Raw genomic sequence first — 20,147 nt, forward strand, 5'->3', positions numbered from 1 at the left:
AAGGAATTGCCTCTCCATGAGTACCCAGAACCTCCCCGAACGCGCGCCGCTCAGCCCCAAGTGGCAGTTCCGCTTCGACTTCTTCGACCGCCACGGCGGGCCGGCCTCGCCCGGCTTCAAGCCGGCGTTCAAGGCGCTGCCGTCGTTCGGCGACCGCCTGAAGATCAACATGAACTTCTTCGCGTTCTTCTTCGGCTGGATCTACTTCTTCATCCTCGGCCTGTGGCGCAAGGCGATCGTGCTGATCGGCATCTCGCTGCTGATCGGCGTGCTGTCGTTCTTCCTGCCGAAGATGGTCGTCAACGGCCTGGGCGTGGCGTATTCGGTGCTGGTCGGCATGATCGCCAACTACGCCTACTACCTGGAAGTGAAGAAGGGCAGCACCAGCTGGAACCCCTTCGAAGGCATGCGCTGGTGGTAACCCGCTCGCGCCGCGCCGGCTGAGTCCGCGCGGCGCGCGCCCAGGGCATGCCGCCGCTTCCCGCGCAGATCGCGCGGGGGCTGGGCACACGCCCTGGCCACGACGCAACGCTGTGTCGTGGCGGGACGGCTTGAGTCTGCCGGCGTCGGCGCCTACCGTGGCGCCTTCGCTGCCAGGCTCCCCCATGTCCCCACACGCTTCCCAGGCCGATGCGGCACCCGCCGGCCTGTCCTCCGGCCTGATCGCGCTGTTCGCCGCCGCCTGCGGCCTGGCGGTGGCCAACATCTATTTCTCGCAACCGCTGATCGGCATCATCGCGCCGGAACTGCGCCTGCACGCGGGCCTGGCCGGGCTGATCGTGGCGCTGACCCAGCTCGGCTATGGCGCCGGCCTGCTGTTGCTGGTGCCGCTGGCCGACGTGGCCGAGAACCGGCGCCTGGCGATCCTGCTGCTGGGCGGGGTGGTGCTGGGCCTGCTCGGCATCGGCCTGTCGCAGTCGGCGGCCGGGTTCCTGATCGGCTCGTTCGTGGTCGGCGTGTGCGCGGTGGCCACGCAGATCCTGGTGCCGTTCGCCTCGCACCTGGCGCCGGAGGCCAGCCGCGGCCGCGTGGTCGGCACGGTGATGGGTGGGTTGCTGGCCGGGATCATGCTGGCGCGGCCGTTTTCCAGCTTCGTCGCCGCCAGTCTGGGCTGGCGCGCGGTGTTCTTCCTGTCCGCCGGCATGATGCTGCTGCTGATGGCGGTGCTGCGCTGGCGCCTGCCGCAGCGCCGGCCCGCGCAGCGCGCGTCCTACGCCGCGGTGCTGGCCTCGCTGCCGCGCCTGTACGCCGCCACCCCGCTGCTGCGCCGGCGCGCGTTCTACCAAGGAATGATGTTCGCTGCGTTCAACGTGTTCTGGACCGGCTCGCCGCTGTTGCTGGCGCAGTCCTTCGGCATGGACCAGCGGCACATCGCGCTGTTCGCCCTGGCCGGCGCCGCCGGCGCCCTGGTCGCGCCGCTGGCCGGGCGCATGGCGGACCGCGGCTGGACCCGCCCGGCCACCGGCTGGGCGCTGGCCGCCGCGGCGCTGTCGTTCGGCATCGGCGCCTGGGCCGCGCACGCGCATGCGCTGCTGTGGCTGGTGATCGCCGCGCTGGTGCTGGATGCGGCGGTACAGGTGTGCCAGGTGCTGAGCCTGCGCAGCATCTACATGCTGGCCCCGGAGCAGCGCGGCCGCCTCAACGGCCTGTTCATGACCTCGGTGTTCGTGTGCGGCGCCGCCGGGTCGTTGCTGGCCGCGGCGGTCTTCGCCTATGCCGGCTGGCCGGGGCTGTCGTTGCTCGGCGCCGGCTTCGGCACGGCCGCGCTGCTGTTCTACTTCAGCGAATTCAGGCGCGCGGTGGTGCCGGCGCGTTGAGTGCGCTTCTGCCTGGATCGGGTGACGCTCGCATCCGTTCCAAGGCATGCATTCATGGCAACCGGCAGGACCCGGCGCAGCGCAATTTGTCCCTTCTCCCGTTGGAAGCAGGCCCCGCAGGGGCGGACGAGGGTACGGGCGCAGCCTCGTGCATCCACACTCGGCGAGACGCTTTCGCGCCGGACCCTCACCCCAACCCCTCTCCCGAGGGGAGAGGGGCGATGCGTGGCGGTCGTTATTTTTTCCAGAACTGCCATTTCGGCGCCGGCTTGCTCGTCACCGTGGGGGTTGATTGCGGGGCGAGGCTGCCTTGCAATTGGGTCAGGCGATCCAGCGCATCGAAGCCAAGCGTGATCCGGCTGCCGCCGCGCGTGGCGACGGTCTGCCCGGGTTCGCGCTGCAGCGCATAGCCCTGGTCGTCGAGGAAGCCTTCGGTCATCGCGCGGTGGTCGAGCGGGAACTGCGCGACCAATTGTCCGAGCAGGCTGAGTACGCGCGGATCGTCGCACGGCGCGAACACCGCGGCGGGGACGTCGTCGAGCAGGAAGAACAGCGCACCGCCGCGGTACGGGCCACGGTAGTAGCAACGCGCGCTCAGCGCGGCGGCGAGCAGGGCAATCGTATGGCCTTCGTCGTCCAGTGGCAGCGACGCCGTGGCCAGTTCGGCCGGACCGTCGCGCTCGCCACGCTCGCGCAGCGCGTTCGCCGCGACCAGCAGGTTCTCCGGCAGGTTGCTGGCGGTGTTGGCCCAGGCCCACAGCCAACTGGCGCTGTCCTCGGCGGCGCTGCCCAGCAACTGCACCGGGAAGTGCAGGTCGTCGCCGAAGTGCGCAATGCCCTCGGCCAGATCCAGGCGCCAGCCGCGTTCGCCGAGCAGGTCGGCCAGCGCCATCTGCCGGGCGAAGGCGCTGCCGATATGGCGCGCCAGCAGGGCCTGGAAGGCCGGCGTCACGGTCGCGGTTCCCCGCGCTGCAACAGGCTGTGACGGCGCCCGTAGAGCAGGTAGGCGACCACGCCGATCCCGTTCCACAACGCGAACCACTTCTGCGTGGTGTGCGGCAGGCTCCAGAACAGGTACAGGCAGCCGCCGATCGCCAGCGGTGCCACCACCCACGCCAGCGGCGTGCGGAACTTGCGCACCCGGTCGGGCTCGCGCACGCGCAGCACCAGCAGGCACGCGGCCACCGCGATGAACGCGGCCAGGGTGCCGGCGTTGGCCAGCGCGGCGATTTCGTCCAGCCGCGCCACGCCGGCCAGCGCCGCCACCAGGATCGCGGTGAACAGCGTGGTCGCCACCGGCGTACCGGTGCGCGCGCTGACCTTGGACAGGCCGCGCGGCAGCAGCCCGTCGCGCGACATCACGAAGAAGATCCGGCTCTGCCCGTACAGGAACGCCAGCAGCACCGTCGGCAATGCGATCACCGCGGCCGCGGCGATCAGTGTCGCCGCCTTGCCCTGGCCGAGTTCGCGCAGGATCAGCGCCAGCGGTTCGGCGCTCTGGCCGAACACCGTGTAGCTCATCGCGCCGACCGCGGACAGCGCCACCAGCACGTAGATCAGGGTGCAGCCGACCATCGAGCCGAGGATGCCGATCGCCAGGTCGCGCTCGGGCTTCTTGGTTTCCTCGGCCGCGGTGGAGATCGCGTCGAAGCCGTAGAAGGCGAAGAAGATGATCGCCGCGGCGGCCATCACCCCGCGCTCGACGCCGTCGGCGCCCATCGATTTGGCGAAGCCGAACGGCATGAACGGCTCCATCCGCGCGCTGTCGAAATGCGGCAGCGCGATCACCACGAACACGGTCAGGGCGACGATCTTCACCGCCACCAGCACCGCGTTGACCGTGGCGCTGGCCTGGGTGCCGAGCATCAGCATGCCGGCGACGACGAAAGTGATCAGCACCGCCGGCAGGTTGACCACGCCGCCGGCGTGCGGCCCGGCGGTCAGCCACAGCGGCAGGTCCACGCCTAAGCCCTTGAGGAAGCCGACCGCATAGCCCGACCAGCCCACCGCCACCGTGCTGACCACCAGCGAGTACTCCAGGATCAGGCTCCAGCCGACCACCCAGGCGATGCTCTCGCCCAGCGCGATGTAGCTGTAGGTGTAGGCGCTGCCGGCGGCCGGCATCAGCGTCGCCATCTCCGCGTAGGCCAGCGCGGCGCAGGCGCAGATCGCCCCGGCCACCGCGAACGACAGCAGCACCGCCGGCCCGGCCAGGTGCGCGCCGACCCCGATCAGGGTGTAGATGCCGGTGCCGACGATCGCGCCGATGCCCAGCGCCACCAGGTGCGGCCAGCTCAGCGTGGGCACCAGCCGGCGCCCGGCTTCGTGGACGGTGACCAGATCGAGCGACTTGCGCCGGAACAGGAACGACATGCGGGCCTCGGGGAGCGACAGGACAAGCCCGCGAGTGTCGCCGAATGCGGTGCAGCAATGCTATGCCCGGCCGCCTTGCCCGCCGGCGGGACGGTGGCGAACGCCGCTGGCATTGCGATGCGCGGCCACCGTCGCCGTCGCTACAACCCGATCCGCTCGGCCAGCCGCACCAGTTCGGCGAGCGAGCCGGCTTTCATCTTGCGCATCGCCTGGCCGCGCCGCACCTTCACCGTGATCTCGCTGAGCTGCAGCCGCGCGGCGACCTGCTTGTTCAGCAGCCCCTGCACCACCAGCCGGGTCACCTCCTGCTCGCCCGGGGTCAGCGTCGCCCAGCGGCCGCGCAGTTCGGCCAGCGCGGCCTCGCGCTGGCGGCGCTCGCGGTCGCGGGCGATGCCGTGCTGGATCACGTCGAGCAGATCCTGGTCGCGGAACGGCTTGGTCAGGAACTCGATCGCGCCGTTCTTCATCGCTTCCACGCTCATCGCGATGTCGCCGTGGCCGGTGATGAAAATGGTCGGCAGGTTCAGTCCGGTCTCGAGCAGCTGCCGGTGGAATTCCATGCCGCTCTGCCCGGGCATACGGATGTCCAGCACCATGCAGCTGGGCGCGTCGGCCAGCGGGTGCTGCAGGAATTCGCGGCTGGAGCCGAACGCGTGCACCTGCAGGTCCACGGAGGCGAACAGGTCTTCCAGCGCGGCGCGGATCGAGGCGTCGTCGTCGATCAGATACACCACCGGGCGCCGTTCTGACAGCGGCAGGTTCATGGGCGGGCTCCTGGTTTTGCAATCGGCAGGCACACGCCGAACACCGCGCCGCAGGGGCTGCGCGGCGCGGCCCAGATGCGCCCGCCGCTGGCTTCGACGATGCTGCGGCTGATGCTCAGGCCGATCCCGATGCCGTCGGGCTTGGTGGTCCAGAACGCGTCGAACAGGCGCGCCTGCGCCTCGGCCGACAGGCCGACGCCGGCATCGGCCACGGTCAGCCGCACCGAACCCGCATCCTCCTGCGCGGTGCCGATCAGGATCGACCGCGCCTCGGCCGGCGTGTCCGCCATCGCCTCCATCGCGTTCAACAACAGATTCACCACCACCTGCTGGCTCTGCACCCGGTCGGCCAGCACCGGCGGCAGCGCCGGCGCCAGTTCCACCCGCACCGCGATAGCGTTGCGCTCCAGCTCGCCGCGCGACAGCGCCAGCACGTCCAGCACCGCGGCGTTGAGGTCGAACGCGCTCTTGCGCGGCGCCTCGCCCTTGCTGAGGCTGCGGATTCGCGCGATCACCTCGCTGGCGCGGTTGGCGTCGTCGAGGATCCGCTGCAACGCCGCCTGCGCCCGCTCCAGGTTCGGCGGCTGCTGGCCGAGCCAGCGCTGGCAGGCATTGCCGCTGGTGACGATCGCGGCCAGCGGCTGGTTGACCTCGTGCGCGATCGAGGCGGTCAGGCTGCCCAGGCTGCGCGCGCGGGCCAGGCGCAGCAGCTGCGCCTGCGCGGCGTGCGCGGCCGCCTTGGCGCGCTCCATCTGCACCGCGATGGACGTGGTCACCGCCACCACCACGATGCTGATGGCCGAGTTGATCACCCCCACCCGGTACGCGCCGGCGGAGCTGAGCTGGAAGCTGAGCACGATCAGCACGATGCACGCGCCGGCGAGCAGCAGCATGCCCATGCGCGTGAGCAACCGCACCGCGAACAGGATCACCACCGTGTAGAACAACGCGGCGGCCACCCCGTAGTCGGTCAGCGTATCGGCGGCGAAGATCGCGCCCAGCGCCAGCAGCAGCGCCGCCAGCGCGAGCAGGCGGCGATGCGGCGAGGGCGAGGTGAAGCAGCGGGTCATCGGCGTCATGGCGGTGGGCGAATGCGGGTGCGGGGCCGGGCGATCAGCCTTCGGCCCCGGCGTTCCAGAACGCCTGTTGTACACCGGGTTCGCCTTCCAGGTGCTGGATCACCGTATCCAGCTCTTCGGCGCGCACCGCGGTCGCGTACAGCGTCGCGGCGATCTCCACGTCGTGCTGGCCGAACGGATGCTGGTCCACCTCGCGCGCCGGGTAGTGGGCGGTTTCCAGCAGCTCGATCAGCCGCTCGCGCACCTCGCCGTGCACGCCGCGGGCGCAGATCACGTAGAACACGTAGGTCGCCTCGATCGAGGATTCCTCCAGCGGCCGGCGGTTGATCCGGTTCACCACCGGGCGCAGCAAGGTGTTGCTGAGCAGCACGAACAGCGCCGCCAGCACCGCCTCGGCGACCAGCCCGGCGCCGGCGCAGGCGCCGACCGCGCCCGAGCCCCACAGCGTGGCCGCGGTGTTCAGGCCGGTGACGTTGGCGCCTTCCTTCATGATCGCGCCGGCACCGAGAAAGCCGATGCCGGAGACCACGTAGGCCACCACCTGCACCGCGCCCTGGGTACCGCCATGGATTTCGAACAGGCGGTCGCCGAGCGAGACGAAGATGGCCGCGCCGACGGCGACCAGGGTGTTGGTGCGCAGGCCGGCGGTGCGTTGCCGCACCTGCCGCTCGAAGCCGATGAGCGCGCCCAGCGCGAAAGCGGTGGACAGGCTCACCAGGGTGTCGAGCAGCGAGGCGAGATTGAACAGGCGCAGCGCTTCCATCAGCGCGGCGACCGGTGGCGGAGCGGAGGGGTCATCGCAATGCCTGCGGAGATGTCGGACGACAGGGACCGGGCATGATGCGGCAGATGCGTGGCAATCGCGCGTCGCAGCGCCGCCACCGAATCCGACCACCACTCCAGCATCCTCTGCCGCCAGCCCGGCAGCATCGCCACGGCGGGACCGGGCTGGCACAGGCGCCGCCGCGCTGGCCGCGACAGACGCACCAGCACGCGGATGCGGTCCTCGCCCGGCAGCAGCGACAGCGCATCGGCGAGCACGCGCCCGGGGAAGCCGGACAAGGCCTTGGCAAACGCGCGCACGCCATGGGCGGCGAGCAGCTGGCACAGGATATCGGCGCGGTGCATGGCCACCGCCGCGCGCAGCGCGCGTTGCAGGGTGCGTTGGAAACGGGACGTGTACAGCAGCATGAGAACCTCCTTCCGGCGCGCTGCCGGAAGGGGCGCCTCACCCTTGCGGATGGGCGGACGTCTCCGGGGCGGGACCGGGCAAGCGTGAACAGGACAGCGCAGGCGGGAGCGTGGCGATGGCGCCACGCGGATGCGGGTCGGGGTCCATGGCGGTCTCCTGATGAGGGCGGAACGTGCGCGGTTGCGGCGTCGGCGGCGGACGCAGGCGTTGCGGGCGTGGACGCGGCGGCGGCGTTGGCGCTGCGACAAGACACGGCATCCGCACGCCGCCAACGCGGGCGGCAGTGGGGACGCACGAGGTCTTGCCGCGCTGGCCGGGCTGCAGCTTCGCGACGCGGCAAAGCTTGGCATACGTGGCCTGGCGACGGCCACCGCGCATGCGGCGCTTTTTCATGGCCATGCGCATCGCCCGCCTATACCAACGTATCGCCATGGGCAAAGGCAGCGCCGCGGCGGCACGCGCTGCGCAGGAACGGTTACGGCATGCCGTTGCGGCCGTGCGCCAGAAAGCCCGGGCGTGCCGACAGGCGTTCGTAGTACGCCGCCACCGCCGGCAGCGGCGGCCGCTGCATCGGCGTGGCCATCCAGCGCTGGGTGGACAGCCCGAGCACGATGTCGGCCAGGGTGAAGTCCGCGCCCGCCGCATAGGCGCCGGTGCGCTGCAGCTGCGCGTCGAGAATGCCCATGTGCCGGTGCCAGCCGGCCATGCCCTGCGCCAGCGCCTGCGCATCGCGATGCGCTGGGCTGTCGCGGACCAGCGCCATGAACGCGTAGCGCCACGCGTTGTTGAGTTCGGTGGCCTGCCAGTCCATCCACTGCTCGACCGTTGCCCGCGCCTGCGGCGCGGTCGGCAGCAGGTCCGCGCGCTGCTGGCGCGCCGCCAGGTAGCGGCAGATGCTGTTGGACTCCCACAGCACGAAGTCGCCGTCGCGCAGCACCGGCACCAGCGCGTTCGGGTTCAATGCGCGGAACGCCGGCGTGTCCACCGCGGCGAAGCCGGTACCGTAGGGCAGCTGCTCGATCTGCAGCTCCAGTTCCGCGCACAGCCACAGCACCTTGCGCACGTTGATCGAGGACGATTTGCCGTAGAGGGTGAGCATGGAAATCCGGGCCAGGTTGGAGCGATCGAGCCTGCATCACTACGTCGCCCTGTGCAATGCAGCCGCAGCGCGGTCGCCGAGATGGCGCGGACCGTGGCGCGCCTGGCTTCCACCATCGGCAGGCCATCCGCGCAGGTAAGGTAGTGCGAAGGTCGCCGCATGGCGCAGCGCCTGAGACGCGGCCGGCTACACTGGCGGCATGCAAACCGATCCCCATTTCCTGATCCTGGCCGGCCTGCTGTGCGCCGTGCTCGTGCTGCTGCTGGCGTTGTTGCTGCGGCGGACCAACCACACGGCGCTGGAGCAGGCCCTGCGCGAGGAACAGCGCGGCGGCCGCGGCGAACTGCGCGAGCAGCTCGACAGCCTGGCGCGGCAGCAGGATGCGCGCAGCGAAGGTTTCGCCCGCCATCTCGCCGACCTGTCCACCCGCACCGACCAGCGCCTGGACCTGCTGCGCGAGGCGCTGACCGAAGACGCGCGGCGCGGCCGGGTCGAGGCCGGCGAGGCGCAGCAACGCGTGGCCGAACTGCTCAACCAGCGCCTGGTCGAAATGCGCAGCCAGCTCGACGCCTTCGGCCAGCAGCAGGACGCGCGCATGCTGCACTTCGGCCAGCAGCAGAGCGAGCTGATCGCGCGCATCGACGCGCACCTGACCGCGCTGCGCGAGACCCTGGTCGAGGACGCGCGCAAGGGCCGCCTGGAAGGTGCCGAGTCGCAGCAGCGCTTCGCCGACACGCTCGGCCAGCGGCTCAACGAACTGATCCAGCGCAACGAGCAGCGCATCGGCGAGATGCGCAGCACCCTGGAAGAGCGCTTGAAGGAACTGCAGGCCGACAATGCGGCCAAGCTCGAGCAGATGCGCGGCACCGTCGACGAGAAGCTGCAGACCACCCTCAACACGCGCCTGGACGCCTCGTTCAAGCTGGTCTCCGAACGGCTCGAGCAGGTCCAGCGCGGGCTGGGCGAGATGCAGCAGCTGGCCACCGGCGTCGGCGATCTCAAGCGTGTGCTGAGCAACGTCAAGAACCGCGGCGGCTGGGGCGAAGTGCAGCTGGAGAACATCCTCGAGCAGACCCTGACCCAGGAACAGTACGCGCGCGGCGTGCGGGTGCGTCCAGAGCGCAACGAGGCAGTCGATTTCGCGGTGCGCCTGCCCGGCCGCGGCCACGAGGACACGCCGGTGTGGCTGCCGATCGATGCCAAGTTCCCGCGCGAGGACTACGAGCGGCTGCTCGACGCGCAGGAGCAGGGCGATGCGGACCAGGTGCTGGCGATGGGCGCGCAATTGGAGCGCGCGATCCGGGTGCAGGCCAAGTCGATCAGCGACAAGTACATCGCGCCGCCGCACACCACCGATTTCGCGGTGATGTTCCTGCCCACCGAGGGCTTGTACGCCGAAACCCTGCGCCGGCCCGGCCTGGCCGACCTGCTGCAGCGCGAGCACCGCATCGTCATCGCCGGCCCCACCACCGTCACCGCGCTGCTCAACAGCCTGCAGATGGGCTTCCGCACGCTGGCCATCGAGAAGCGCTCCAGCGAAGTGTGGGGCGTGCTGGCCGCGGTCAAGAGCGAGTTCGGCAAGTTCGCCGGCATCCTGGAAAAGGCCGAAAAGCAGATCAGCACCGTCGGCAAGAGCCTGGGCGATGCCAGCCGCAAGACCCGCACCATCGAGCGCCGCCTGCGCGGGGTGGAGACGCTGGCCGATGCGCAGTTCACCCCGCTGCTCGATCTCGAGTTGCCCATCGCCGATGCCGAGGCGGACGAGGATCCGGCGCGCGACGAGCAGGAATAGGCGGTATCGGGCACGCCACACACCTCGCCGCGCGCGCTGCTTCGAGTTGCCCATCGCCGATGCCGGCGACGACGATCTCACGCGCCAGGACAAGGACGCGGCGCGATCGCGCACGCCCATGCACCCGCTCGCCACAGGCGCATTGCGATACTGCGCGCCGAAACCTGGCCGAATGGAGACGCCGATGTCGATGCGATGGTGCATGCCACTGTTGTCCTGCCTGCTGCTGGCTGCCTGCAGTAGCGGTCCAAGCCCGCAGGCGACCCCCGTGGCATCCGCGCCACAGGCGGGCGGCGATGGCAGCGCTGCGGCCGACGCCGCGGCGTGCACGGCACAGGGCGGTAGCCTGCGCCCGCTCGGCCGGCGCGGACTGCTCAAGTGCGTGATCCCGTTCGCCGATGCCGGCAAGACGTGCAGCGACAAGAGCCAGTGCCGCGGCGACTGCCTGGCGGTCACGCCGGTGCCCACCGGCGCCGCCGCGCAGGGCGTATGCCAGCGCGACATCAGCGAGAACTACGGCTGCCGGCAGGCCGTGCAAGGCGGCGTGGGCGGATCGCAGGTCTGCATCGACTGAGGGCGCGCGCTCCAGCGCCGAGCGGGGCGCGCTGGGTCTGCCATCACCAACCCGCAGGGCCGCTCCTGCGTGCGCGGGGGCAGCGTCATGACTCCGGCGTGGACGCATGCGCGCTTCCTGCCCCATGCACGGACAGGAGCGGCACGGTTTGCCCGGATGAAGCACACGCCCAGGTCGACGCGCGATAGCCGCTGCGCGGCCAGGCGCCTATGCTTGCGCTCCATCTTGTTGCAGGAGCCGCACGTGAATCAATCGATCTACGACATCCCGTTGACCACCATCGATGGCCAGCCCGCATCCCTGGCCGCGCATCGCGGCAAGGTGCTGCTGGTCGTCAACGTCGCCTCCAAGTGCGGCCTGACCAAGCAGTACGAAGGGCTGGAAGCGCTGTACCGCGAAAAGCACGCCGCCGGGCTGGACGTGCTCGGTTTCCCGGCCAACGACTTCAAGGGCCAGGAGCCGGGCAGCGAGGCGGAGATCCAGCAGTTCTGTCAGCTCACCTACGACGTGACCTTCCCGATGTTCGCCAAGATCGCGGTCACCGGCGAGGCCACGCATCCGCTGTACCGCGCGCTGATCCAGGCGCAGCCGCACACCGAGGGCGAAGGACCGATGCGCGAGAAGCTGGTCGGCTATGGCATCGAGCCCAATCTGGCGCCAGGCGTGCTGTGGAACTTCGAGAAGTTCCTGGTCGGCCGCGATGGCCAGGTGCTGGGCCGTTTCGCCCCGGACGTGACCGCCGAGGACTCGCGCCTGCGCACGGCGCTCGAGGCGGCGCTGGCCGCCTAAACGCCCGCGGTGTCCGCAGCCTGCTGGATGCCGCAGGCGCTGCTGGCTATCCGGATGCACTGCAGGAGGGGCTTCAGCTCCGACAATTCGCCGAGCGCGTAACGATTCCTGGCTCCGTTCGTCGCGGCTGAAGCCGCTCCTACAGGAGCGCGGCTGGCTTGCCGAGTGCACGATAGGAGGGATGCTGGTTATCGGCTCCGGGATCGATGGAGGTCGGAGCTGCTTCCATGCGTTCATCGCTTCGGAAGGCCGAACGCATTCGGAGTCGTCTCACGGCGGCCGTCAGGGCATTACAGCCAGCGATCTGATGCGAAGGCGTCCCGATGGTCGCCGCGATGGCGCTCAGTCTGCTGCGGTTCTTGCCGGCACTTTCGCCGCCTCCGCCTTTGCAGTTGCAGTTGCTTTGGCATTGCTGTTGCTTTTGACTTTCCGGGTTCCCTTCCGCAGCGGCGGATGGACCGGGGAAAAACCCGAAAGGCGGCGCACATGGATGTGCGCCGTTCGCGGCAGGGGCAGGATGCCCCTTCCGCGAATCCCCGGTGCATCCGCGGACCCGGAGCGCGCAGCGCGGAGGGCGCAAGGCAGGGCGCGCTTTCTTTTGGTTACTTTTCTTTGCGCGAGCAAAGAAAAGTGACTCGCCGCAAGGCGAAAGCTTTTGCCATTGCCTTGGTTCTGGCATTGAGATTTTGAAGCTTTGGAGCTTGAAGCTTGAAGCTTTGAAGCAAGAGCAACAGCTTCCGCTGGCGCGGGTCACTTTTCTTTGCTTGTGCAAAGAAAAGTAACCAAAAGAAAGCACCCCCCGCAGCGCGCCTTCCGCGCTGCGCGCTCCAGGTCCGCAGCCCCAACGGGCATTTTTCGATGGCACTTGTCCGCTACGCGGCCAAGCCCGGGGCAGGCGCCGCGCGGCGCCGGCCCGTTCGCCGGGGCGAAGCAGTGCTTCGCCTTTATCCGGCTTACCCATGTGCCAACGAAAAACGTCGCGCATCCTGCGCGCCGCCCTTCGGGTATTCGCCCGCCGGGTCTGCCGCGCTGAGGGGACCCGGTAGATCAAAAGCAGAGCAACAGCAGGAGCAACAGCAGGAGCAACAGCAGGAGCAACAGCAGGAGCAACAGCAGGAGCAACAGCAGGAGCAAGTACGCTGGGGGCGGGACATTCGTCGTGACCATCGCGTGCCGCAATATCTGGCGTCCACCAATAACCGCTGGGGAGCGCGATGCCCCTACCTTGGCGGTGACAGGAAAAAACCAGCCACAAAAAACCCGGCCGAAGCCGGGTTTCTTCAGGGTCGCCCGAATCGGCGCGACTCAGCGGCTGCCGCCGCGCCATTCCGGGATCGGCATCGCGTCCACCGGGACGGTCGGATTGGTCTCTTCCTCGCGCAGATAGTCGGGCAGGTCGTTGTCCTGGCGCTTGTTGTGGCTGCGCAGGTCGCCTTCGATCTGGTAGGCACGGCGCTGCATCCACGCGTCGCGGGTCAGCTGGTACTCGTCCGGCGCGTTGTCGCGCATGCTGTCCAGCGACAGCAGCTGCGCGCGCGTATCCACCAACTGCAGGCCCTGCAGACCGATGCGCACCGTGTCTTCCTCGATCTGCCGCAGCGGCGACAGCGGCGCGTCGCCGGCCAGGCCGAACACGTCGCGGACCGTGCGCGGCCCGAACAGTGGCAGCTCCACGTAACGCGAACGGCGCCAGCCCCAGGCGCCCAGGGTCTGGCCGAAGTCCTCGCTGCGCCGCGGCAGCTTGGCGTCGCTGGCCGGATCGAAGATGCCGCCGATGCCCAGCGTACTGTTCATCACGAACCGGCCCAGGGTCTGCCCGGCCTGCAGCGGACGGCCCTGCAGCAGCTGATTGACCATGGTCAGCGGCGAGCTGAGGTTGTCGAAGAAGTTGGTGACGCCCAGCCGCACCGGCCGCGGCACCACGTTGACGTAGGCGCGCGCCAGCGGCCGCGCCACGGTGCGGTCGACCACGTTGTTGAACTTGTGCACCTTGCGGTTGAACTTCTCCCACGGATCGTAGCTCTGCGGCACGGCGACGCCGGCCGGCAGGGTCGGATCGGCCACCGGGTTGTACGGGTCGCCGCCGTACAGCGCGGCGTAGTCGTCTTCGGCCGTGGTGGCTGCGCCAGCGGTCGGCGGCACGCTCGCCGGTGCGGCCAGCGTGTCGCCGGCGACGGCGGCCGGCGCGGCCTGCGCATCGGCCGCTGGCGCCGCGTCCACGGCGCCGCTATCGGCCACGGCGGCGTCGGCCGGCGTGGCCGGCTCCACGGTCGCGGCCGGCGGCGGCGGGGAACGCTTGGGGGCACCGGCACAGGCGCCCAGGGCGGCGGCCAGGGCCAGGGAAGTGAGGATACGCAGCACGTTCATGGGGTCAGCTCGCCGCCAGGGGAGATTGGAAATCCAGGGTCGGCGCCAGCCGGTAGGCGGCGCTCAATTCGGTCAGGCCGGCCGGGGCGCCATGGATGGCGACCTCGGCCTGGCCCTGCGCACGCAGGCGTGCGGCCAGTTCGGCGAGCAGCGCCAGGCCGGCGCTGTCCACCTGCGCCACCTCGCGCAGGTCCAGCGCGCGCGCGTCGGCCAGCAGCGGCAGCGCCGCCGGCCACAGCGCGGTGGCCGCGGCGCGGTCGAGCACGCCGCTCAGCGCGAGCGTGTCGCCGTCGCGACGCAGGCGTGGCTCACTTGCCACTGTTGCTCGCCGGTGCCACCTGCAGCGCGCCGTTGCGCAGATCGGCCGCGACCTGCGGGATCGACTTGGTGCGCAGCGGCGTGTCGAACTGGTTGCGGAAGGTCTGCACGTACGACACGCCTTCCACCATCACGTCGAAGATCTTCCAGCTGCCGCCGACGTTGCGCACCAGGTAATCGACCGGGATCGGGTCGCCGCCGCTGCGCAGCAGTTCGGTGGAGACCTTGGCGCCGCGGCCGCCCGGCAGCGGGGTTTCCGACTTCACCCGCACCTGCGGCTTGCCTTCGAAGGTCAGCAGCGAGGTGCCGTAGCGCTGCATCAGGTTGTCGGCCATCGCGTCGGCGAACAGCTTGACGTCGGCATCGGAGGCGCCGCGGCCGTGCACGCCGAGCACCAGGCGCGCGGCGTAGTCGCGGTCGAAGGACTTGTTCATCTCGCTGTCGATGAACTGCTTGAGCGCGGCGTTGTTGTTCTTGAACTCGGCGCGGCGCTGTTCCAGCGTGGTCAGGATGCGGGTGCTGTTGTCGAGCACGACCTTGCTGGCCGACCCCTGCTGGGCGGCGGCAGCGGCAGGCGCGGCCTGGGCCAGCGCGATGGCGGGTGCGGCGGCGGCCAGGGCGGCGGCGAGAGCGGCGGAAAGCAGTTTGTTGGTCATGGCTTGGGTTCCGTTTCCGTAGAGGGAGTGGCGGTGTTCGCGGAGGATGCGGCAGCGGGCGTCGCGCCGGCGTTACCGCCGCTGCTGCCGCCGCCGAACATGTACTTGCCGACCAGTTGGATCAGGTCCACCGCCGGCTGGGTGAAGGCGATCTCCTGGCCGGGCTTGAGCGTGTCGGGGTCGCCGCCGGGCTGCAGGCCGACATAGCTCTCGCCGAGCAGGCCGCTGGTGAGGATGCCGGCCGAGGTGTCCGCCGGCAGGTCCTTGTAGCGGTCGTCGATGGCCAGGGTCACCACCGAGTCGAACTTGGCCGGGTCCAGCTCGATCTTGGCCACCTGGCCGATGATCACCCCGCCGATCTTCACCGGCGCCTGCTGGCGCAGCTGGCCGATCTGCGAGAAACGGGCGGTCAGTTCGTAGCGCCCGCCGCCGAAACCCCACTGGCGGTTGGTGGAAGCGAGCGCCAGCACCAGCAGCGAGGCCAGACCCAGCAGCAGGAAGGCGCCGACGGCGAACTCGAGACGGGGACCACGGATAGCCATAACGTGTCTACCTTGTTGATTCATCTGGGCCGCGGCGACAGTGCCGCGGCCGGTGTTGCGCAAGCGCCCGCCGGCGAGGGCGGACGGTGGCGCGCGGTCCCTACTGGAACAGCAGCGCCGACAGGACGAAATTGAACATCAGCACCAGCAGCGAGGCGTTCACCACCGCGCGGGTGGTGGCTACCGAGGTGCCCTCGATGGTCGGCTCGGCGTGGAAGCCCACATACGAGGCCACCAGCGCCGCGGTGCCGCCGAACACCGCCGACTTCAGCATCGCCACGCCGAAGTCGTCCCAGAAATCCACGCTGCTCGACAGCGCCGACCAGAACGTGCCCTTGTCCAGGCCCAGCACGTGCACCGCTTCGAAGTAACTGGCGCTGATCGCCAGCGAGCAGAAGATGCCGGTCAGCAGCGGCACGGTCAGCACCGCCGCCCAGAAGCGCGGCGCCACCGCCTTGGCCACCGGGTCGATCGCCATCAGCTCCAGCGCCTTGATCTGATCGGTGGCGCGCATCAGCCCCAGTTCGGCGGCGATCGAGCTGCCGGCGCGGCCGATGAACAGCAGCGCGGTCAGCACCGGCGCCAGTTCGCGGTACAGCGACAGCCCCAGCAGCGTGGACAGCGCATCGGAGGCGCCGTAGGTCTGCAGCGTGCGGTAGCCCTGCAGGGTCAGCACCAGGCCGACGAAGGCGCCGCCGACGGCGATGATCGGCAGCGAGCGCGCGCCGACCTTGTAGATCTCGCGGACCAGTTCGGCCAGGAAATCGCGGGTCGGCAGCGAACCGCGCAGCACGGTGATCGAGAACAGCCCGGCGCGGCCCAGCGCACGGATCGAGGCGACGGCGCCCATCAGGCGGCACTCCGCGGGCGCGCCGGCGCATCGAACGGGATCGGGCCGTCCGGGCGGCCGTGCAGGAACTGCTGCAGCAGCGGATCGGCGCTGGCCTGCAACGCGTCCGGGGTGCCGGCGAAGACCACGCCGCCATTGGCGATGGCCACCGCCTGGTCGCAGATCGGCAGGGTCTCGTGAACGTGGTGGCTGACGATGATGCTGGTCAGGCCGAGGGTGTCGTTGAGGCGTTGGATCAGGCTCATGATCACCCCGGAGGCGATCGGGTCCAGGCCGGTCAGCGGTTCGTCGTAGATCATCAGCGGCGGGTCCAGGGCCAGCGCGCGGGCCAGCGCCACGCGCCGCGCCATGCCGCCGGACAGCTCGCGCGGCCAGGCATCGGCGGCGGCGAGCAGGCCCACCGCATGCAGCTTCAGCGCCACCAGCCGTTGCAGCACCGGCTCGGGCAGGCGGGTGTGGGCGCGCAGCGGCAGCGCCACGTTCTCGGCCACGCTCAGGTCGGTGAGCAGGCCGTTGCCCTGCAGCAGCACGCCGATGCTCTTGCGCGTCTCGCGCAGCGCGCGGCTGCCGCGCGGCAAGGGCTGGCCGAAGACCTCGACCGTGCCTGCGACCGGCACCAGCTCGCCGGTCAGCGCCGCCAACAGGGTCGACTTGCCGCTGCCCGACGGGCCGAGCACGGCAGTGATGCTGCCGCGCGGCACCGCCAGCGAGACATCGCGCAGGATCGCGCGGCCGCCACGGTCGATGCGCACGCCCGACAGCTGCACCACATTGGATTCGGAAGACGCCATCGCGGCCTTTAACGAAAAATCAACACAGGATTGAACCAGTCCGCTGAACTTAACCGAACTGGGCCGTGCAGTATTGTCGCATCCGTGAAGCCCGTGTGCGCGTGGTCCGGGGATGCCGTACATGCAACAGCGTGTATTGGACCTGGGGCTGTCCGGTTTGCCGGTGCGGGTGACACAGCGCCGGCGGCTCCGGCGCGGGTGTCTGCAGGCCGTGCGATCCCGCGTCGCGTTAGGAACCGCATGGCCGCCGCCGCCGCCGCTGCGCGCGGTCCGGTGCCGCTCAAGCGAGGCCGCCTCCATCGCCGAATCGCTGGATCCGGGTGCCGTCGCGGTGCCGGTCTTGTGCGCAGTGCCGGGTCGCGCCACGATGCAGGGCGGCGATGGCGCCGCGACAGGGAGTCGTGCATGGAATTGCTGACGTTGGAACATTTCGCCGGGAGCGTGAACGAGACCTTCGCGGCGGAGTTGAACGAGGGCGAGATTTCGTTCGTGCTGGTCGAAGCCCGGCCCCTGCCGATCAAGACGGCCGCGCCGCGCGCGCCGTTCTCGCTGCTGTTCCGCAATACCTCCTCGTTCCTGTTCCCGCAGCAGACCTACCGGATGCGGCACGCACGGCTGGGCGAACTGGGGATCTTCCTGGTGCCGGTGGCGCGCGAACGCGACGGCTTCCTGTACCAGGCGGTCTTCAACTGAGCGCCGGCGCCGCGCAGGCGGCGCGCCAATGCATCTCCAGGTGGGTGTCGCTGGCGTCGCCGGCGACGAAGCCCAGTCGCGCATACAGGCGCTGCGCGTCGGGATTGGCATGCAGCACGTGCAGCGACAGCGCGCATCCGGCCGCGGCCGCAAGTGCCTGCGCCTGCGCGATCAGCGCCGTGCCCATGCCTTGCCCGCGCCAGGCCGGCAACAGGCTGATATCGACCAGCACGTGTTGCGCCGCGCCGCGCTGCAGGTAGAGCCTGCCCAGCGGCGCCTGCGCGGTTTCCACGATCAGGAAGTCGGCGTCGGCGAAGTGGCGCAGGTAGTGCGCGTGCTGCAGCGCGAACTGCTGGTCGAGGAACGCGCGCTTGGCCGTTTCTGGCCATGGCACTGCCGCCAGCTCCGCGCTGCGGGTGCTGGCGTACAGGTCGCGCAGCCAGGGCAGGTCGGTCTCGACCGCGGCGCGCAGGCTGATGCCGCGCGCGCGCAGCGCCGCCGGTGCGGCGACGTTGGCGCACCGGTCCGGGAAGCCGGCCATCTGCACGGCGCTGGCCTCAGTCGAACGCCGGATAGGTTCCCGACAGCGCGATGCAGAAGTTCACCGCCAGGTAGGGCTGTTGGTTCGCGTGCGCCACGCCGTTGCCGGTGGGCAGCAGCGCCGTCGGCGAGAACTGCGTCTCGGGCTGCGCCACCGTCGCGAACGGACGCGCCGCGCTATTGCCCAGCGACGACAGCGCGACGCCGTTGGCGGGCGTGCCGCTCTTCTTGGCCGGATCCGATTGCGAGAACGCGGTGATGCCGTGCTGGTGCGGCGGAATCTGCGTGGGCAACAGGCTCACTTCGGCCGAGCCGAAGGTATTGCCCAACTGCCGGCTGCTCAGTCCTGGACCCAGTCCCTGCTCGCAGCCGGCGCGTCCGCAGAAGTTCGGCAATTGGAACGTGGTCGTACCGTTGCCGCCGTAGGCGACGCCGAGCAGCGAGTACAGCGTGGTGTTCTGCTGCAGAGGCAGCGTGGCACCGTTGCACAGTGCCCAGCCGACGGGATTGAAGTCGAAGCCGAACAGCTGGATTTCGCCGATATAGGGTTCGGTCATGAACGCGGTCCTCCGGTGGAACGGGCAGGCGCCGCGGCGAGCGCGGCGCGGCGAATGGGGTCAGCTCTGCTGCGGAAAGATGCCGGCGGTGGAGATGCAGTACTGCACCGTCAGCGTGGGCATGACGTTGTCGTGCGGCAGGCCGCCACCGGTGATCGTGGTCGATTGCGTGGCCATCGGCAGCGCCGTGGCGCCACCGGTGTCGGTCGCGTAGAACACGTCGCCGGCGACCGTGCCGGGCAGCAGGCCGGCCGGCGCGGTGGCGGTGGCGGCAGTGGGCGTGGCCACCAGCGTGTGCGTGTGCGCAGGCATCTGCAGACCGGTCAGCGTGACCGTCTCGGTGCCGGAGGTCTGGGCGATGACGTAGTTGCTCAGGCCCGGCCCCTGGCCCTGGTGCAGCGGCAGGCGCCCGCGCAGGTCCGGTACCGCGAAGGTGTTCTGCCCATCGCCGCCGTAGGTGGTGCCGATCAGCATGAACAGGACTTCGTACTCGGAGATCGACAACAGGCTGCCGTCGCAGGCCTGCCAGCCCTGCGGGGTGCGGCCGAAGCCGAACATGCGGATCTCGCCGATGAATGGAGTGGCCATGGTGTCCTTCCTAGTCGTGGTGCGCCGCGCGCCGCTGCCGGCACGCCGCGTGTATGAAGTGTCGGCGCTAGCTGCGCGAAGGGAAGATGCCGGACAGCGCGATGCAGAAATTGATCGTGGTGTACGGCTGCAGATTCGGATGCGGCTGGCTGCCGCCGGCCGGACCCACCGTTGCCGGATTCATCGCCACCAGCGTTCCCGGCGCCGCATACAGCGGCGTTGCAGGCCCGGAGGTGCTGGCGTTGTTGGCGAACGAGCGGCCGGAGGGATTGCGGTTATTGCCCGCAGTGCTCGAGCACTCCAGCAAATGGTTGTGCGCAGGCAGATTGCTGGGCAGCAGCGAGACGTTCTCGGCGCCGGCGCTCTGGCCCATCGGCAGCGGCGAGGGTTGCCAGCTCGGATCGGCCGAGGGCGAAAAGCCCAGCGGCGTCCGCCCACGCATGTCCGGCAGCGCGAAGTTGGTGCTGCCATTGCCGCCGAAACGGGTGCCGAGCAGGCTGAATAATGCCTGGTTCTGATTGATCGGCAGTAACTGCCCATTGCACTGCGCAAAATACTTAGGCGCGAAAACGAAACCGGTCATCATGATCTGACCAGCGAAGAACTCGCTCATGCGGATCTCCCCCCGAATTGTTTGACGCCGACATCGTGCCTGGCGCAGACCTACTTAATCACGTCTTTTGCGGCGCGCAAGACTTGATAATGCTGTACCAGTCAGTCTCACGCGATTTGTTGCTTTACCAAAGCGTGAATTTGTTGTTCAAAT

The 20,147-nt window shown here is 69.7% G+C and carries 23 protein-coding genes; 6 read left to right on the forward strand and 17 right to left on the reverse strand.

The genetic code is table 11. From position 1 onward, the window contains the following. Nucleotides 1-16 precede the first annotated feature (16 nt). Nucleotides 17-421, forward strand: a complete 405-nt coding sequence (locus H9658_RS17805) for a DUF2628 domain-containing protein (RefSeq protein WP_179570456.1) — start codon at nucleotides 17-19, stop codon at nucleotides 419-421. A 184-nt stretch (nucleotides 422-605) separates the two neighbouring features. Next, complete coding sequence (locus H9658_RS17810; RefSeq protein ID WP_191826386.1) at nucleotides 606-1,817, forward strand: MFS transporter; 1,212 nt, start codon at nucleotides 606-608, stop codon at nucleotides 1,815-1,817. Nucleotides 1,818-2,052: 235 nt separating this feature from the next. On the opposite strand, the gene H9658_RS17815 is transcribed toward H9658_RS17810, so the two are convergent. The 7 genes from H9658_RS17815 to H9658_RS17845 all read right to left on the reverse strand — a co-directional run bounded on the left by H9658_RS17815 (nucleotide 2,053) and on the right by H9658_RS17845 (nucleotide 8,324). Beyond that, nucleotides 2,053-2,769, reverse strand: a complete 717-nt coding sequence (locus H9658_RS17815) for a DUF6882 domain-containing protein (RefSeq protein ID WP_191826387.1) — start codon at nucleotides 2,767-2,769, stop codon at nucleotides 2,053-2,055. Then, nucleotides 2,766-4,190 (reverse strand): amino acid permease, encoded by a 1,425-nt coding sequence (locus tag H9658_RS17820; RefSeq protein WP_191826388.1) that lies wholly within the window; start codon nucleotides 4,188-4,190, stop codon nucleotides 2,766-2,768. The genes H9658_RS17815 and H9658_RS17820 overlap by 4 nt, the downstream gene beginning before the upstream one ends. 140 nt (nucleotides 4,191-4,330) lie before the next feature. After that, nucleotides 4,331-4,942 carry a response regulator transcription factor gene (locus tag H9658_RS17825; protein ID WP_191826436.1) on the reverse strand — a complete coding sequence of 204 codons (612 nt, stop codon included), beginning with the start codon at nucleotides 4,940-4,942 and terminating at the stop codon, nucleotides 4,331-4,333. Between the two features lie 8 nt (nucleotides 4,943-4,950). Then, nucleotides 4,951-6,024: a sensor histidine kinase gene (locus H9658_RS17830; RefSeq protein WP_406848143.1), complete on the reverse strand. Its 1,074-nt coding sequence runs from the start codon at nucleotides 6,022-6,024 to the stop codon at nucleotides 4,951-4,953. A 43-nt stretch (nucleotides 6,025-6,067) separates the two neighbouring features. Next, nucleotides 6,068-6,796 carry an MgtC/SapB family protein gene (locus H9658_RS17835; RefSeq protein WP_179570464.1) on the reverse strand — a complete coding sequence of 243 codons (729 nt, stop codon included), beginning with the start codon at nucleotides 6,794-6,796 and terminating at the stop codon, nucleotides 6,068-6,070. Then, on the reverse strand, nucleotides 6,796-7,224 hold the full coding sequence (locus H9658_RS17840; protein WP_191826389.1) for a hypothetical protein: 429 nt from the start codon (nucleotides 7,222-7,224) through the stop codon (nucleotides 6,796-6,798). The genes H9658_RS17835 and H9658_RS17840 overlap by 1 nt, the downstream gene beginning before the upstream one ends. A 476-nt stretch (nucleotides 7,225-7,700) precedes the next feature. Then, entirely contained in the window at nucleotides 7,701-8,324 is a 624-nt protein-coding gene (locus tag H9658_RS17845) for a glutathione S-transferase family protein (RefSeq protein WP_191826390.1), read from the reverse strand. A 199-nt stretch (nucleotides 8,325-8,523) separates the two neighbouring features. On the opposite strand from H9658_RS17845, the gene rmuC reads away from it, so the two are divergent. From rmuC to H9658_RS17860, 3 genes are all read left to right on the forward strand, one after another. Next, nucleotides 8,524-10,116: a DNA recombination protein RmuC gene (gene rmuC / locus H9658_RS17850; RefSeq protein ID WP_191826391.1), complete on the forward strand. Its 1,593-nt coding sequence runs from the start codon at nucleotides 8,524-8,526 to the stop codon at nucleotides 10,114-10,116. 184 nt (nucleotides 10,117-10,300) lie between these two features. After that, entirely contained in the window at nucleotides 10,301-10,690 is a 390-nt protein-coding gene (locus H9658_RS17855; protein ID WP_191826437.1) for a hypothetical protein, read from the forward strand. A 243-nt stretch (nucleotides 10,691-10,933) separates the two neighbouring features. Beyond that, nucleotides 10,934-11,479, forward strand: a complete 546-nt coding sequence (locus tag H9658_RS17860; RefSeq protein ID WP_191826392.1) for a glutathione peroxidase — start codon at nucleotides 10,934-10,936, stop codon at nucleotides 11,477-11,479. 1,305 nt (nucleotides 11,480-12,784) lie between these two features. On the opposite strand, the gene H9658_RS17865 is transcribed toward H9658_RS17860, so the two are convergent. From H9658_RS17865 to H9658_RS17890, 6 genes are all read right to left on the reverse strand, one after another. Further along, nucleotides 12,785-13,846 carry an MlaA family lipoprotein gene (locus tag H9658_RS17865; RefSeq protein ID WP_191826393.1) on the reverse strand — a complete coding sequence of 354 codons (1,062 nt, stop codon included), beginning with the start codon at nucleotides 13,844-13,846 and terminating at the stop codon, nucleotides 12,785-12,787. Nucleotides 13,847-13,850: 4 nt separating this feature from the next. Next, nucleotides 13,851-14,165 carry an STAS domain-containing protein gene (locus H9658_RS17870; RefSeq protein ID WP_191826394.1) on the reverse strand — a complete coding sequence of 105 codons (315 nt, stop codon included), beginning with the start codon at nucleotides 14,163-14,165 and terminating at the stop codon, nucleotides 13,851-13,853. Further along, nucleotides 14,155-14,820 carry an MlaC/ttg2D family ABC transporter substrate-binding protein gene (locus H9658_RS17875; protein WP_191826395.1) on the reverse strand — a complete coding sequence of 222 codons (666 nt, stop codon included), beginning with the start codon at nucleotides 14,818-14,820 and terminating at the stop codon, nucleotides 14,155-14,157. The genes H9658_RS17870 and H9658_RS17875 overlap by 11 nt, the downstream gene beginning before the upstream one ends. After that, entirely contained in the window at nucleotides 14,817-15,362 is a 546-nt protein-coding gene (gene mlaD, locus H9658_RS17880; protein WP_191826396.1) for an outer membrane lipid asymmetry maintenance protein MlaD, read from the reverse strand. The genes H9658_RS17875 and mlaD overlap by 4 nt, the downstream gene beginning before the upstream one ends. A 100-nt stretch (nucleotides 15,363-15,462) precedes the next feature. Beyond that, entirely contained in the window at nucleotides 15,463-16,212 is a 750-nt protein-coding gene (locus H9658_RS17885) for an MlaE family lipid ABC transporter permease subunit (RefSeq protein WP_003466288.1), read from the reverse strand. Beyond that, nucleotides 16,212-17,003: an ABC transporter ATP-binding protein gene (locus H9658_RS17890; protein ID WP_179570478.1), complete on the reverse strand. Its 792-nt coding sequence runs from the start codon at nucleotides 17,001-17,003 to the stop codon at nucleotides 16,212-16,214. The genes H9658_RS17885 and H9658_RS17890 overlap by 1 nt, the downstream gene beginning before the upstream one ends. Before the next feature lie 405 nt (nucleotides 17,004-17,408). Here H9658_RS17890 and H9658_RS17895 point away from each other — a divergent pair, with 405 nt between their 5' ends. After that, on the forward strand, nucleotides 17,409-17,696 hold the full coding sequence (locus tag H9658_RS17895) for a DUF6916 family protein (protein ID WP_179570480.1): 288 nt from the start codon (nucleotides 17,409-17,411) through the stop codon (nucleotides 17,694-17,696). Here H9658_RS17895 and H9658_RS17900 read toward each other — a convergent pair. From H9658_RS17900 to H9658_RS17915, 4 genes are all read right to left on the reverse strand, one after another. Beyond that, nucleotides 17,689-18,237 carry a GNAT family N-acetyltransferase gene (locus H9658_RS17900; RefSeq protein WP_191826438.1) on the reverse strand — a complete coding sequence of 183 codons (549 nt, stop codon included), beginning with the start codon at nucleotides 18,235-18,237 and terminating at the stop codon, nucleotides 17,689-17,691. The genes H9658_RS17895 and H9658_RS17900 overlap by 8 nt on opposite strands. A gap of 16 nt (nucleotides 18,238-18,253) precedes the next feature. Next, nucleotides 18,254-18,793 carry a phage tail protein gene (locus tag H9658_RS17905; RefSeq protein WP_191826397.1) on the reverse strand — a complete coding sequence of 180 codons (540 nt, stop codon included), beginning with the start codon at nucleotides 18,791-18,793 and terminating at the stop codon, nucleotides 18,254-18,256. A 60-nt stretch (nucleotides 18,794-18,853) separates the two neighbouring features. Further along, nucleotides 18,854-19,381: a phage tail protein gene (locus tag H9658_RS17910; RefSeq protein WP_191826398.1), complete on the reverse strand. Its 528-nt coding sequence runs from the start codon at nucleotides 19,379-19,381 to the stop codon at nucleotides 18,854-18,856. 67 nt (nucleotides 19,382-19,448) lie between these two features. Continuing rightward, the gene (locus tag H9658_RS17915) at nucleotides 19,449-19,994 is read right to left on the reverse strand and encodes a phage tail protein (protein WP_191826399.1); all 546 of its coding nucleotides are present in this window, start codon (nucleotides 19,992-19,994) and stop codon (nucleotides 19,449-19,451) included. Between the last annotated feature and the right edge of the window lie 153 nt (nucleotides 19,995-20,147).

This window comes from Xanthomonas bonasiae (assembly GCF_014836395.1).
GTDB classification, from domain to species: domain Bacteria; phylum Pseudomonadota; class Gammaproteobacteria; order Xanthomonadales; family Xanthomonadaceae; genus Xanthomonas_A; species Xanthomonas_A bonasiae.

Coding starts and splice junctions, on each gene's coding strand:
- H9658_RS17805 (WP_179570456.1), top strand. CDS start 17: ATGAGTACCCAGAACCTCCCCGAACGCGCGCCGCTCAGCCCCAAGTGG.
- H9658_RS17810 (WP_191826386.1), top strand. CDS start 606: ATGTCCCCACACGCTTCCCAGGCCGATGCGGCACCCGCCGGCCTGTCC.
- H9658_RS17820 (WP_191826388.1), bottom strand. CDS start 4,190: ATGTCGTTCCTGTTCCGGCGCAAGTCGCTCGATCTGGTCACCGTCCAC.
- H9658_RS17830 (WP_406848143.1), bottom strand. CDS start 6,024: ATGACCCGCTGCTTCACCTCGCCCTCGCCGCATCGCCGCCTGCTCGCG.
- H9658_RS17835 (WP_179570464.1), bottom strand. CDS start 6,796: ATGGAAGCGCTGCGCCTGTTCAATCTCGCCTCGCTGCTCGACACCCTG.
- H9658_RS17840 (WP_191826389.1), bottom strand. CDS start 7,224: ATGCTGCTGTACACGTCCCGTTTCCAACGCACCCTGCAACGCGCGCTG.
- H9658_RS17845 (WP_191826390.1), bottom strand. CDS start 8,324: ATGCTCACCCTCTACGGCAAATCGTCCTCGATCAACGTGCGCAAGGTG.
- rmuC (WP_191826391.1), top strand. CDS start 8,524: ATGCAAACCGATCCCCATTTCCTGATCCTGGCCGGCCTGCTGTGCGCC.
- H9658_RS17855 (WP_191826437.1), top strand. CDS start 10,301: ATGTCGATGCGATGGTGCATGCCACTGTTGTCCTGCCTGCTGCTGGCT.
- H9658_RS17865 (WP_191826393.1), bottom strand. CDS start 13,846: ATGAACGTGCTGCGTATCCTCACTTCCCTGGCCCTGGCCGCCGCCCTG.
- H9658_RS17875 (WP_191826395.1), bottom strand. CDS start 14,820: ATGACCAACAAACTGCTTTCCGCCGCTCTCGCCGCCGCCCTGGCCGCC.
- mlaD (WP_191826396.1), bottom strand. CDS start 15,362: ATGGCTATCCGTGGTCCCCGTCTCGAGTTCGCCGTCGGCGCCTTCCTG.
- H9658_RS17885 (WP_003466288.1), bottom strand. CDS start 16,212: ATGGGCGCCGTCGCCTCGATCCGTGCGCTGGGCCGCGCCGGGCTGTTC.
- H9658_RS17890 (WP_179570478.1), bottom strand. CDS start 17,003: ATGGCGTCTTCCGAATCCAATGTGGTGCAGCTGTCGGGCGTGCGCATC.
- H9658_RS17895 (WP_179570480.1), top strand. CDS start 17,409: ATGGAATTGCTGACGTTGGAACATTTCGCCGGGAGCGTGAACGAGACC.
- H9658_RS17900 (WP_191826438.1), bottom strand. CDS start 18,237: ATGGCCGGCTTCCCGGACCGGTGCGCCAACGTCGCCGCACCGGCGGCG.
- H9658_RS17905 (WP_191826397.1), bottom strand. CDS start 18,793: ATGACCGAACCCTATATCGGCGAAATCCAGCTGTTCGGCTTCGACTTC.
- H9658_RS17910 (WP_191826398.1), bottom strand. CDS start 19,381: ATGGCCACTCCATTCATCGGCGAGATCCGCATGTTCGGCTTCGGCCGC.
- H9658_RS17915 (WP_191826399.1), bottom strand. CDS start 19,994: ATGAGCGAGTTCTTCGCTGGTCAGATCATGATGACCGGTTTCGTTTTC.